The organism is Moraxella sp. CTOTU47618 (assembly GCF_032017425.1).
GTDB lineage: Bacteria > Pseudomonadota > Gammaproteobacteria > Pseudomonadales > Moraxellaceae > Faucicola > Faucicola tetraodonis.
Genome location: NZ_DALZPW010000001.1, coordinates 377,370 through 390,496 on the forward strand (window position 1 = coordinate 377,370; position 13,127 = coordinate 390,496).

13 protein-coding genes are annotated in these 13,127 nt (G+C 43.8%); 11 read left to right on the forward strand and 2 right to left on the reverse strand.

Features of this window, described 5'->3' with window-relative positions; genetic code table 11:
* Window position 1 precedes the first annotated feature (1 nt).
* The 5 genes from RTS09_RS01695 to RTS09_RS01715 all read left to right on the forward strand — a co-directional run bounded on the left by RTS09_RS01695 (window position 2) and on the right by RTS09_RS01715 (window position 5,301).
* A complete protein-coding gene (locus RTS09_RS01695) occupies window positions 2-892 on the forward strand; it encodes a DMT family transporter (RefSeq protein ID WP_312533658.1) in 891 nt (296 codons plus the stop codon).
* Entirely contained in the window at window positions 893-3,127 is a 2,235-nt protein-coding gene (locus RTS09_RS01700) for a bifunctional prephenate dehydrogenase/3-phosphoshikimate 1-carboxyvinyltransferase (protein WP_312533660.1), read from the forward strand.
* Between the two features lie 197 nt (window positions 3,128-3,324).
* Entirely contained in the window at window positions 3,325-4,221 is an 897-nt protein-coding gene (rarD, locus tag RTS09_RS01705; protein ID WP_312533926.1) for an EamA family transporter RarD, read from the forward strand.
* Between the two features lie 11 nt (window positions 4,222-4,232).
* Entirely contained in the window at window positions 4,233-4,712 is a 480-nt protein-coding gene (gene folB, locus RTS09_RS01710; protein WP_312533663.1) for a dihydroneopterin aldolase, read from the forward strand.
* Between the two features lie 40 nt (window positions 4,713-4,752).
* A complete protein-coding gene (locus RTS09_RS01715) occupies window positions 4,753-5,301 on the forward strand; it encodes a 2-amino-4-hydroxy-6-hydroxymethyldihydropteridine diphosphokinase (protein WP_312533666.1) in 549 nt (182 codons plus the stop codon).
* On the opposite strand, the gene RTS09_RS01720 is transcribed toward RTS09_RS01715, so the two are convergent.
* Together RTS09_RS01720 and RTS09_RS01725 are read right to left on the reverse strand one after the other, a co-directional pair.
* Entirely contained in the window at window positions 5,298-7,004 is a 1,707-nt protein-coding gene (locus RTS09_RS01720; protein WP_312533668.1) for a sigma 54-interacting transcriptional regulator, read from the reverse strand. The two genes, RTS09_RS01715 and RTS09_RS01720, sit on opposite strands and share 4 nt — an antisense overlap.
* Window positions 7,005-7,163: 159 nt before the next feature.
* Window positions 7,164-7,445 (reverse strand): subtilase-type protease inhibitor, encoded by a 282-nt coding sequence (locus RTS09_RS01725; protein ID WP_312533670.1) that lies wholly within the window; start codon window positions 7,443-7,445, stop codon window positions 7,164-7,166.
* A gap of 454 nt (window positions 7,446-7,899) precedes the next feature.
* On the opposite strand from RTS09_RS01725, the gene RTS09_RS01730 reads away from it, so the two are divergent.
* The 6 genes from RTS09_RS01730 (at window position 7,900) to iscX (ending at window position 12,913) form a co-directional block, all read left to right on the forward strand.
* Window positions 7,900-8,949, forward strand: coding sequence for a ribonuclease Z (locus tag RTS09_RS01730; RefSeq protein WP_312533672.1), 1,050 nt, complete (start codon window positions 7,900-7,902; stop codon window positions 8,947-8,949).
* 222 nt (window positions 8,950-9,171) lie between these two features.
* On the forward strand, window positions 9,172-10,293 hold the full coding sequence (locus RTS09_RS01735; protein WP_312533675.1) for a Re/Si-specific NAD(P)(+) transhydrogenase subunit alpha: 1,122 nt from the start codon (window positions 9,172-9,174) through the stop codon (window positions 10,291-10,293).
* A 43-nt stretch (window positions 10,294-10,336) separates the two neighbouring features.
* Window positions 10,337-10,699, forward strand: coding sequence for a proton-translocating transhydrogenase family protein (locus RTS09_RS01740; protein WP_312533678.1), 363 nt, complete (start codon window positions 10,337-10,339; stop codon window positions 10,697-10,699).
* A gap of 11 nt (window positions 10,700-10,710) precedes the next feature.
* The gene (locus tag RTS09_RS01745) at window positions 10,711-12,099 is read left to right on the forward strand and encodes an NAD(P)(+) transhydrogenase (Re/Si-specific) subunit beta (protein ID WP_312533928.1); all 1,389 of its coding nucleotides are present in this window, start codon (window positions 10,711-10,713) and stop codon (window positions 12,097-12,099) included.
* Between the two features lie 88 nt (window positions 12,100-12,187).
* Window positions 12,188-12,700, forward strand: a complete 513-nt coding sequence (locus RTS09_RS01750; protein ID WP_312533680.1) for an acyl-CoA thioesterase — start codon at window positions 12,188-12,190, stop codon at window positions 12,698-12,700.
* Window positions 12,701-12,712: 12 nt separating this feature from the next.
* Window positions 12,713-12,913 carry a Fe-S cluster assembly protein IscX gene (iscX, locus tag RTS09_RS01755; protein ID WP_036604374.1) on the forward strand — a complete coding sequence of 67 codons (201 nt, stop codon included), beginning with the start codon at window positions 12,713-12,715 and terminating at the stop codon, window positions 12,911-12,913.
* Window positions 12,914-13,127 lie beyond the last annotated feature (214 nt).

Genomic DNA, 13,127 nt, shown 5'->3' on the forward strand with positions numbered 1-13,127 from the left:
AATGTTAGAAAAAAATCGTGAAGTATTTTGGCATTTTTTAGCGTTATTTGTGGTCATCGTTTGGGGAACAACATTAGCAAGCACCAAGGTGCTGCTGGCGGATATGTCACCCATTCAGATTTTGCTGTATCGGTCGGTATTTGCCTATGGGTTATTGTTTGCGATGTCACCTAGACTGCAAACCTTTAGCAGTGTAAAAAACGAAGTGTTGTATTTTTTGTCGGGGCTGTGCGGTATCACCTTGTATTTTTTGCTAGAAAATACCGCATTGCTATATACCTATAGCAGTAACGCGGCGCTGCTAGTCACAGCATCCCCCTTGTTTACGGTGCTGATTGCCAGTTTTATCATTAAAACCCATACCTTTAGCAAGTTGCTGTTGACCGCGTGTGTGATGGCATTGGTTGGCGTGGCGTTGGTACTGGCGAATCAGCCGATGAATTTGACCAATGGCATGCTGGGTAATATTTTGGCAATATTAAGTGGGTTGGCATGGTCATTTTTTGGCTTTGCTAACAGTGCCATTAAAGATGAACTAAGCCCGATGGTACGCATGCGTAAAGTGTTTTTGTATGGCATAATCACCGCGTCGCTGTATATGCTTGTGACAGGTGAAGCCTTTATCAACCTTCACGCGTTTACGCCCATCAATCTGGCAAATTTGCTGTTTTTGGGTGGTATCGCTTCTGCCTTGTGTTTTGTGTTGTGGACCAATGCCAATAAGCATTTGGGGGTGGTAAAAACCTCGCTGTATATTTATTTTATTCCCTTCATTGCGGTATTGTTGGGTGTGGTTTTATTGGGTGAAACAATCACCATCAGCACTATTTTGGGTGGGATTTTGATTGCGCTCGCAGTCTTTTTAGCAAATTATAAAAAATCGGTAAGTTAAATGTTTGAAAAAGTATGTTTTATTGGGCTAGGGCTCATCGGCGCAAGTTTGGCACAAGCCATGCGTGATAAAAAATTGGCCAAATCAATTGTGGCGGTCAGCCGTTCACAAGCAACCATTGACAAAGGTATCAACTACGGACTGCTTGATGCAGGATTTGATGATGCTGCACTTGCGGTGCAGGGGTCAGACTTGGTGGTGATAGCCACGCCGGTACAGGCGGTCAAAAAGATTTTTGAGCAAATCAAACCCATCATTACCGATAAAACCATTATCATGGATGTGGGCAGTACCAAAGGCAATATTATTGCAGACGCCAGCGCGGTGTTTGGTGAGGATATGCCCAAAGGTTTTGTGCCAGCCCATCCGATTGCCGGCGCAGAAAAATCAGGGATTGATGCGCGTAATGCCAAACTATTTGATAACCATAAAATTATCTTAACGCCGTTAGATACCACTAGCAAACAAGCGGTTAAAAAAGTGATTGAGCTATGGGCACAGACTGGTGCAGAAGTGGTAACCATGCCAGCGGATTATCATGATAAGGTGCTCGCGCGTACCAGTCATTTACCCCACTTGCTAGCCTACAATCTAGTTGCTCAACTAGCCAAGCACAACGACAATATGGATATTTTTCGTTTCGCGGCGGGTGGTTTTCGGGATTTTACCCGTATCGCCGCCAGCGACCCAACCATGTGGCATGATATTTTTTATGCCAATAAAACCGCGCTCCTCGATGCCATTGATGAGTTTAGTGAGCAATTAAGCCAGTTGAAAGCAATTATTGAAACCAATGATTCTGAGCAGATGCTGGGTATATTGACCCAAGCCCAAGCCGCTCGACAACATTTTGGACATATGTTAAATAAAACGCCTTATTTGGAAAAACAAGCCATGAAGCAAACTTACGTTATCGCCCCAGCGCAACAATTTGAAGGCAGTCACACCGTCGCAGGTGACAAGTCTATTTCTCACCGTTCGATTATGTTTGGTTCGTTAGCCAAAGGGACTACCACGGTGACAGGGTTTTTGGAAGGTGAAGACGCACTCGCTACTTTGCAGGCCTTTCGCGATATGGGCGTAGTGATTGAAGGTCCAAACCAAGGCAGGGTAGTGATTCATGGGGTTGGATTACATGGGTTAAAACCCTCGCATGATCCGCTATATATGGGTAATTCAGGCACCAGTATGCGCTTGTTATCAGGTATTTTATCAGCACAAAAATTTGATTCAGTGATGACGGGTGACCCGAGTTTATCCAAGCGTCCCATGGAACGGGTCGCCAAGCCTCTGCGGGAGATGGGTGCCAAAATCCAAACCACGGGCGAAAAAGGTACGCCGCCGATTAGCATCACCGGTAATCAAACTTTAACAGGTATCCGCTATGAAATGCCGATGGCATCAGCGCAGGTGAAATCGTGTTTGCTGCTAGCAGGGCTATGGGCACAAGGCACCACTGCGGTGATTGAGCCAGAAGTAACGCGCGATCACACCGAGCGCATGCTGACGGCATTTGGTTATCCTGTGACAGTGTCAAAAGTGCACAATGGCAATCAAATTAGTGTGACAGGGGGCGGCGAATTAACGGCATGTGATATCGCAGTGCCTGCTGATATTTCATCTGCGGCATTTTTTATGGTGGCAGGCGCCATCGCCCAACAAGGCAATGTGACCATCAACAAAGTGGGCATCAATCCCACGCGCACCGGCGTGATTGATATCCTAAAGCTGATGTGCGCTGATTTGACATTGACCAATGAAACCACCGTTGGCGGTGAGCCAGTTGCCGATATCGTGGTGAAATCTTCAAAATTGCAAGGTATTGAGATTCCTGAGCACTTGGTGCCACTCGCCATTGATGAATTTCCTGTGCTGTTTGTGGCAGCAAGTTGTGCCACGGGTAAAACCGTGCTACATGGCGCAGCTGAGTTACGCGTTAAAGAATCTGACCGTATTCAAGTCATGGCAGATGGGCTAAAAACCTTAGGAATTGCCTGTACTGTACTCGATGATGGCATTGAAATTGAAGGTCGCGGTGATGTGGCACAGGTGTTTGGCGGTGGTGAGATTGAATGTCACCATGACCATCGCATTGCCATGAGTTTTACTGTGGCAAGTTTGCGCGCTAGCGATACGATTACCATTCATGGTACTGAGACGGTCAATACCAGCTTCCCTAACTTTGCTGAACTGGTCAATAGTGCAGGGTTGCAAGTTAAAGTGGTGACTGACTAAACCATAGGTGAGCTAAACTTGTATCACTGTCGCAAGTCTTTACATGGATGACATAAAAACTAAGATAGACTATGACTTTCTTAGTTTTTACTTTTTTACAAAAAATAAAATTTATCGTTGTGTTAATGAAAAATCAAATCCCCGAAAATCAAACAATTGATATCATCAATAGTGACATTCCGACCCGTGTTGTTGATATGACTGACCATGAAAAACCAACCATAGTGACCACCCCCAAAGGGGTATTGACCGCACTGGCTGCTTTTTTGATTTGGGGGTTTTTCCCCCTGTATTTTAAGCTACTCAAAGATTATGATGCGATTGAAATCATTGGGCATCGAATTATTTGGACGTTTGTCACGATTTTACTGATCATGACAGTGACCAAAAACTGGCACTGGGTGAAAGTGATTCAAGCCAACCCAAAATGGCTACTTTATACTGCCGTTTCAGGGGCGATTATCTCAGTCAATTGGCTGGTGTACGTGTGGGCGGTCAATCATGATCAGATTTTGGAAGCCAGTTTGGGCTATTATATTGGTCCGTTGATGGGTATTTTACTATCGCTAGTGGTCATCAAAGAGAAACTGCGTCCTTTGCAATGGATGGCAGTGATTTTGGCAGCGATAGGCGTGGCGATTCAGTTGGTCGTGCTGGGTAAATTGCCGTGGGTATCGTTATTGTTGGCGAGTAGCTTTTCTGTGTATGGTTTGATGCATCGCCATACGCCGGTTGATGCGCTGTCTGCGATGTTTATCGAAACGGCATTATTGGTGCCGATCTTTATTGGCTGGTTTGCTATGCATGATGTTGCTAGTAGTCAGTTAGATTTTTGGCTATCGCCATCAATTTTTTTATTGATGATTGCAGGGCCTGTGACCTTGATACCGCTATTGATGTTTAATAAAGCTACCAAAATGGTCAACTTTAGTTTATTAAGCTTTTTAAATTATTTGACCCCGTCCATGATTTTTTTATTGGCGATATTCTTGTATCATGAGCCTTTTAACATTTATAAATTGATTACCTTTGCCTTTATTTGGACAGGGTTGGTATTTTTTAGCTATGATTTAATCAAACAACGAAATACCTAACGAGAGTAAAAATGACCACACCAGAAACCACCCAAAAAACCATGCATGAATCACTATATTCAGCGGCGGATGCCTTACACGCAATTGCAAACGAAAAGTCCAACAATCAGCCAATCAAACTGACCGGTAATTCAACGGACACGGTATTTGTGAAGGGACTCAAAGTCGATGCCGTGATTGGCGTGTATGAGTGGGAGCAGCAAATAACCCAACCATTGATTTTTGATATTGAAATGGTGGGCTGTCAATACCAAGCATCGCAGACTGATAATATTCAAGATGCCATCAACTATAAAAGTGTCAGTGAGCGTGTGGCTGAAGTGAGCATTGCCAACAAAGTCGCGCTGTTAGAGCGGTTAGCGCAATTGGTCGCTGAGATGATTTTGGCAGAATTTGCCCCAGAAAAAGTCACAGTGACGATTCACAAACCCACCGCCATCAAACAAGCCGATAGTGTCGGGGTTAAAATTACCCGTTTTCAGCAAAATTAATTAGCCTAAGCAAAAATTATGTTTATTTGAGCATTTGAGTATGAGTGTACCACCGCGCGATGTCATAGTCATCGAAGCCTGCGTTTTGTCGTTAGCCAGTAATGTCAAACAACCTTATTATTTAGCAAAAGCCAAAGACTGGCTGCAAAACTTTGGTACTTTGACCCTCAGCGCGATTCATAGTAGTGAAGATACTTGTAGTGATAACAATTTAAACGACGATTTAAACAAGCAAACATCCAATACACCGGTTTATTTTAACCAAGTGGCTTATTTAGCATTTGCGCAGCCAATGGATTATTGGCAGTGGTTACAACTCACCAAGAAGTTTGAACAGCAACAAGACAGACTTGAATACCAAAAACCCGCTGTTACGTTAGACATCGATATCATTGCGGTAAAATGCCTGCATCAAATTGACAATATCGACCAAAGCCTCGATGAAAAAGGCAATCGATTTGTGCTATTTGCTAAATCAGCAAACCAGTGGTTAGGCATCAGCCGGCGTTTTCCACTAGCTTGTTATGACCAAGTAGGGATAGTAGATTTATCAAAAAATATCGATTTGTCCTTTATCCGAAGTTTTTAATCCTCATCGCTGTCACTATCACTATTAATATCACTGTCACTATCAATGCCCAATTTTTTCATACGGTAGCGCAGTGAGCGAAACGTTGTATTTAACAGTTTAGCAGCTTGGGTGCGATTCCAACCACTGCAGTTGAGCGCCGCGATAATGACTTTTCGTTCTTGATTCATCAAATATTCTTCCAGCCCTTCGGTAGGCAGTTGATCTTCCTCAGCAGGGGGCTGGGCTAAATTAGGCGCATTGATACCCCCTATCGGCGCATCTAAAGTTAACGATTCATGGGTTAACGCTTCATGGTTGGATTGGGTCGGTGTGGGCGCAAATTGAATATTGGGTTTGACTTTGTAACCACTTGCAAACAAGTTGCTGCTATAGGAAGTATTGATGGGGCTGTTGGAAGCGGATTTAGCTTCAGCTAATGGCACAACTTTTGGCGTGCTCGGTTGACTCGGTATTGATAACACGGTGTGATTGGAGTTTTCTGTGATTTCATGAGTTTTTTGGATTTCATGGATTCTAGGAGTGTCAGGCGATACGTTGGCGGCTGATAATGGCAAATTCAAATGATGGGCTTCAATCACATTATCATCAGCTAGGGTAATCGCCCGCTCTAAGATATTTCTTAATTCACGTACGTTGCCTGCAAAGTGATGGTTTGTCAATTGAACCGCGGCTTCATTCGATAATGTCGGTGGCTGCGCTAGTCCCCAATCGTCTGCAATCAAAGCGATAAAATGATTGGCTAACAGTAAAATATCATCACGCCGTTCATTGAGACTTGGTAATTTTACTTCAATGACGTTGATGCGATAATATAAATCTTGTCTAAATTCACCCGTTTCGACAAGCTTAGCCAAATTTTTATGGGTAGCGGATAAAAGGCGCACATCCACGGCAATCTCTTGGGTGCTCCCAATGGGGCGGATTTTCTTTTCTTGAATGGCGCGTAATAATTTGACTTGCATGGAAATCGGCAAATCCGCTACTTCATCCAAAAATAGCGTGCCGCCATTTGCTTGTTGGAATAACCCTTCTTTATCTGTGGTAGCCCCCGTAAAGCTGCCTTTTTTGTGCCCAAAAAACTCGCTTTCCATCAACTCTGATGGGATGGCGCCGCAGTTAACAGGCACAAAATTGGCAGAGCAGCGCGGGCTTAAATCATGAATGAGCTTGGCAACGACTTCTTTACCAGTGCCCGATTCTCCCCACAAAAATACGGGCGCTTGGCTACGCGCCAATTTTTGGATGGTGGTTTTGAGCTGGGCAATGGCGTTAGATTGTCCGATTAGGCGATTGCTAAAAGGATCATAGACTTCTTTACAATTGAGTGGATTGGCATTTTGCGCCACCTTTAAGGCATTTTCGACCAGTTGGCGTAGCCGTGATAGCTCAAGTGGCTTGTTGACAAAATCAAAGGCGCCCAATTTTAACGCTTCAATCGCCAAATCCATGCTACCGTGGGCGGTAATCACTGCCACGGGGGTTTTGGCATAATTTTTATTGATAAGCTTGACGATATCTAGTCCTGTCCCATCAGGAAGTTTAAGATCGGTTAAGCAAAAATCAAAATTATACGCTTGAAGATGGCTGATGCCGGTGGCATAGTCATAGGCGACTTTGGATTCAATGCCCATTTTTTTGAGTGTCATCTGCATCAAGCGACACAAATCTACTTCATCATCAATAATCAGCGCTAATGCCATACAGATGCAAAACCTTTAACACAAAGTAATTAGAGGGATTATAGCTCTTCGCTTGTTTTATCGTCAGTCAGCTATGGCAAAACAAGCTAGTGCAGACGTTATAGCGGGCTAACTTATGATAGCCCAGCTATTTGCTAGCTCAGTCACTTACTAACTCATTCACTTGCTAGTCTCTGACTCACAAGCACCTTTGGTGACGCTCATAGTCTTGTCCATAGCATTGACGCCATTATTTGCCATACAAGCGTTGCCATAGGTTTGATAGCGGACGATGCCATTATTGATGGTCTTGACGCAGACAGGATCATATTGCATGGTGCACATCATCTCAGGTTTCTTAATTGGCTGAGGCATAGGTTGGGGGTTTTGCTGATCTGAGCTAACAGCTTGGCAACCAAATAAACTTAATGAGAAGCATAATGGGGTAAGAAACTTAAACATAGCATTCCTTATTTTGTTCCGTAAGTGATACAAGAGATGATATAAGCGGCATTGAGTATACCAAAACTATATGAAGTCATCCTCAATAATAACCCGCTTGCCAAATTATTATTGCTATTATGTGTTACCAAATCTTTAAAACGTAAACGGGCAGCCAGCCGTTGGATCCGTAATAAAGCACGCCCCAAATCAACCTATCGCCAAGTACAAGGCTAATGATTAAAGCAGATTCGCCCAATTCGCCAGACACCATATAAGGGTAGTGGATAAAAGACAAAAGCTAAAGGCTAATGGTTAAAGGCTAATGGTTAAAGACTAAGGGTTAAAAAGATGCGTTGAAGTCAATGTCATAGCCCAATCAAAAGTTGTTGTGAAATTTGTTAGCGCATTTTATAGTTAAATTTATGAAAAATTCAATATAAAGATAAGTAATACGTTTGACAATGAGGTAATCATGTTAACACTCACTTTTTTGGGCACATCTGCAGGGATACCCACCAAACACCGCAACGTCACCGCGCTTGCTGTATCACTCATCAATCCTTATAGCAAAGCAAAAAATGTCCCTTGGATATTGGTGGACTGTGGGGAAGCCACACAGCATCAACTACTCAAAACCCCGTTGTCCGTGATGCAGCTAGCGTTAATTTGTATCACCCATGTGCATGGCGACCACTGTTATGGCTTGCCAGGGTTACTGGCAAGTATGGCGATGAGTGGACGCAAGCACCCATTAACCCTCATCGCCCCACAAGCCATTGCTGATTATCTTGCCGCCGTGCAAGCCACGACAGCGCTGATGATAAATTTTGACATTAATTTTATCGCCATTGACAATAGAGTGCAGGGGGATAGTTACCAACCTGTCACGCTGGATTTGACAGACGACCATCAGCTACAAGTTGACGTGATTGCGCTATCACACCGTATCCCTAGCCATGCCTTTAAATTCACCCAGCGCCTGTCCAAAAAAACCTTATTAACCCAAAAACTCACCAAGCTTAACGTGCTAGATAAACGGCTATGGGGCAAACTTAAATACGGTATTGACGTCAATCTAGATGATAACACCTTGCTAAAATCTGCGGATTTTGTCACCACCACGCTGCATAAAACCGTGCTGATAGTCGCAGGCGACAATGACTCACCTGAGCTATTAGCCGATGCTATATCAAATACCGATGTGCTAGTACACGAGGCGACTTATACCCAAGCAATCGCTGATAAACGAAAAGTAGCCCCTAACTATTTTGACCCCATGCATTCAACCGCCAAGCAAGTTGCCGAATTTGCGCAGCTATCACAGTTAAAAAACCTGATTTTGACCCATTTTAGCGCGCGTTTTCAACCTTTTGATAAACCTAGCAGTAAAACTTTGAATATGTCAGATATTCGGGCAGAAGTGGCTACCAGTTATCAAGGTAATTTTTGGCTTGCCCAAGATTTTGATGAATTTGAAATCGACCATGGCAATGTTAAAAAACGCAATATACGAATAAACTAACCCCCAAAAAGCTATCTTATTAAAAGAAAATTTTGTAAAAAGTTTTATTGATAACTTTTTTTTATACGCACTAGTCAAATTTACTTGTTATTCCGCCTAGAATTGTTTTGCATAATTAATTATATTTATGGTAATTTAATTATCATTTTTTTAATTTATAACTGTCTTAGTTAATGGTCAGTTGTGGATTGAGAAGCTAACCGAAGCGCTTGAGGAGAGTGTATGCAAATTGGTGTACCAAAAGAGACTGCATTATATGAAAATCGGATTGCGATTACCCCCGATACCATTAAAAAGTTCATCAAGTTGGGTCACAGTATTGTGGTCGAACGCGATGCAGGTAAAGGTTCGTTTATTACCAATGATGCGTTGGAACAAGCAGGGGCGCAAATTGTTGAGGATGCGATCTCAACAAGTGATGTGGTGCTCACGGTCAATAGCTTGCCGATTGAACAAATCAACCAGCTAAAACAAGAAGCAATTGTTATCGGCATGATGAATCCGTATCGCAATGCCAATTTGCAGGATTATGCCAATCGCAACGCCAAAGTATATGCCATGGAGCTATTGCCACGAACTTTGTCGCGGGCGCAGAACATGGACGTGCTGTCATCCCAAGCCAACTTGGCAGGTTATAAAGCGGTGATTTTGGCTGCCAACCAGTTTGGTCGTCCTTTCCCCATGTTTATGACATCGGCAGGTACGGTGAAACCTGCGCGTATTGTCATCCTAGGCGTAGGCGTCGCGGGTTTGCAAGCGATTGCCACCGCTCGTCGTTTGGGTGCTGTTGTAGAAGCCAGTGATTTACGTCCTACCGTGCGTGATCAAGTGGAGTCAGTCGGTGGTAAATGGCTCGATGTCCCCATGAGCGATGAGGAAAAAGCCAAAGCCAAAGACACAGGCGGCTATGCCTGGACACCGTCTGAGCAATATATCAAAGACCAAGCCGCGGTTGTCGATAAAGCGGTCAGTCAAGCAGATATTGTGATTACCACGGCTCAAATTCCTGGTCGCAATGCCCCGCGTTTGATACACCAAGCTACCATCGATAAAATGAAATCTGGCTCAATTTTACTCGATATGGCCGTAGAAACAGGCGGCAACGTAGAAGGCTCAGTGGTCGGACAAAATATCATCACCCCAAACGGTGTCACTATCATGGGTGTGCCCAATATTCCATCGACCTTGGCGGCGCAGTCATCGGCATTGTATGCCAACAATTTGTATAACTTTTTTGCAACCTTGATGGATGACAATAAAGTGTTTGCGCTCAATCCAGAAGATGAAATCCAAAAAGCCTTGCTGGTTACTAGCCAAGGTCAAGTATTGTTAGCCAGTCGCTAACCTAATTTTCATTTAATTTTACCTATCGAGGTTAGGAGGTTTTATGTTATTGACCCTATTAGCGTCTGCGACATCTGCCACCCCATTTGTGGCAATCTTTAGTATCTTTGTTTTGGCTATTTTTGTGGGTTATTACGTGGTTTGGGGGGTAACACCTGCACTGCATACCCCACTCATGGCGGTGACCAATGCCTTATCCAGTATCGTTATCGTCGGTGCCATGCTGCAGACCGTCAGCATCGGTGGCAATATGTTTACCCCAACCAGCTTATTGGGGGCGTTCGCGGTATTTTTAGCTAGCATCAACATTTTTGGTGGTTTTTCGGTGACGGAACGTATGTTAGCGATGTTTAAATCAAAAGATAAAAAAGCCAAAGCTGAGCCAAACAAAGAAGGAAAAGCTTGATGAATGAGAATTTGAATTGGGTCGCCCAACATGCTGATTGGTTTTATTTGATTGGTGCGGTGCTATTTATTTTAACCCTACGGGGTTTATCAAGCCCAAAAACCGCCATCCGTGGCAACCGATTCGGTATGATAGGTATGGCGATTGCCATTATCACCACCTTTTTCTTGGCACCCAGTCCGGTATTTGTATTAATTGTTGGCGCGATGGTGCTAGGCGCTGTGGTCGGCACTTGGAAAGCACGCACTGTTGCCATGACCCAAATGCCAGAAACCGTGGCTTTGATGCACTCTTTAGTGGGTCTATCGGCAGTTGCCATTGCACTAGCGAGCGTATTGCATACCGGCGTCGAGCATAGCACCATCGCGCGGTTTGAGTTGTTTGTGGGCTGTTTTATTGGTGCGATTACCTTCTCAGCATCCCTGTTTGCTTTTGGTAAATTGGCGGCAAAAAGCTGGGCAAAGACGCTTAAAGGCACTTGGGTAAAACCTGTCCAAGCGCTATTGTTCATCGCGATGTTAGCGTTTGGTATTATGTATTTTACTACCCAATCCATGCCAGCGTTTTATGCCATGACCATCCTTGCTATTATTTTTGGCTGGATGTGGATTGCGCCGATTGGTGGCGGTGATATGCCTGTGGTGGTATCGCTACTCAACTCATTCTCTGGGTGGGCGGCAGCCGGTATCGGTTTTACCCTAGGCAACTCAATGCTGATTATCGCAGGGTCATTGGTCGGTTCATCTGGGGCGATTTTGTCCTACATTATGTGTAAAGCCATGAACCGTTCACTGCTCAACGTATTGTTTGGCGGTATGTCAAGCAGCTCAGTCGCTGCGACAGAAGAAGATACGGGACCCAAAACTTACCGTACAGGCTCACCTGAAGATGCCGCCTTTATGATGGAAAACTCTAGCAGTGTTGTTATTGTGCCAGGTTATGGTATGGCGCAAGGCCGTGCCCAAAATGCGGTAAAAGAGCTTTATGAAATGCTTAAAGAAGAAGGCGTGGATGTGCGTTTTGCGATTCACCCTGTGGCAGGTCGTATGCCAGGTCATATGAACGTACTATTGGCTGAAGCGGATGTACCGTATGAAGACATCTTAGAAATGGATGAAATCAACTCCGACTTTGCAGGTACTGACGTTGTGCTGATTATCGGTGCCAATGACGTGGTCAACCCAGCGGCAAAAGACGATCCAAACTCACCGATCTTTGGTATGCCAATTCTTGAAGCAAATAAAGCGCAAACCGTGATGGTCATCAAACGCTCAATGAGTGCCGGCTACGCAGGTCTTGATAATAGCTTGTTCTACATGGACAAAACCATGATGATTTTTGGTGATGCCAAAAAAGTGGTGGAAGACATGATTCGCCATATCAATGGTACGGGTCACTAAGTTTTTTTGACTTTAATCAACCCTGACTAATCAGTTTAGTCAGGGTTTTTTATTTGCTATAATCAGGCGGATATCACAAGGAAAATTCATGAATTTATTACTTCGTTACCTTATCTTATGCTTGATGCTAAAATCCGATAAAGCAAAGTCGTCTAAACCAAGCTATAGCGATGCGATTATCCGCCACTACCGGATTTTGCCACATGATATGGGGTTTCGTCACCATGTGCCTAATTATCGCTACTTAAGCTTTATTGAGCTTAACATCCAGCAGTGGCTGATACAACAACGCCCAACGGACAAGCTAGGTTGGGTGATTGCATCGCAACAATTAACTTACATCAAAGAAAGCTTTTTGTTTGATAAATTGGCGCTTCGCAGTCAACTATTGGCTTGGGATAAAAAATACCTGTATTTTCGCCACGAGTTTTGGGTCAAAAATGACTTGTATGTGGTGGCACTGACCAAAATTGTATTGATGTTAGACCAGCAAGTGCAACCGACCAACGTCATTGTACAGCAAGATGAACAAAATCACCCTGTCATCAAAACTTGGCAAGACAATCTTAACGAAATCAAAAAACTCACCCCCATCAAATAACTGGAGAAAAATATGTCCCTCAAATGGAACGACACGTTAGAAATAGCCATTCAACTTTCTGAAAAATACCCTGATGAAGACGTACAATATATTCGTTTTACCGATTTGCATCGGTATGTGACGCAGCTGGAAGAATTTAGCGATGACCCAACCAAATCGACCGAAAAACAATTAGAAGCGATTCAAATGGCTTGGCTAGACGAACTAGATTAAGCTGAATGCTAGATTCTTCTTCATGCTAGCATGCTAGATTGTTAAATGAGCAGCAGCTAAATTAATTTACCCATGAAAAATGAACCGCGTTTGCTTAATGCGTCAGCCAAAAAGTAACGGTCTTTGATGTCATTTATCTTGGGTAAATAATCAGTTGCCACCCCAACGAAGATTGTTAGCCACACCAAAATTAGCCGCATCACTGGGTTGTTAG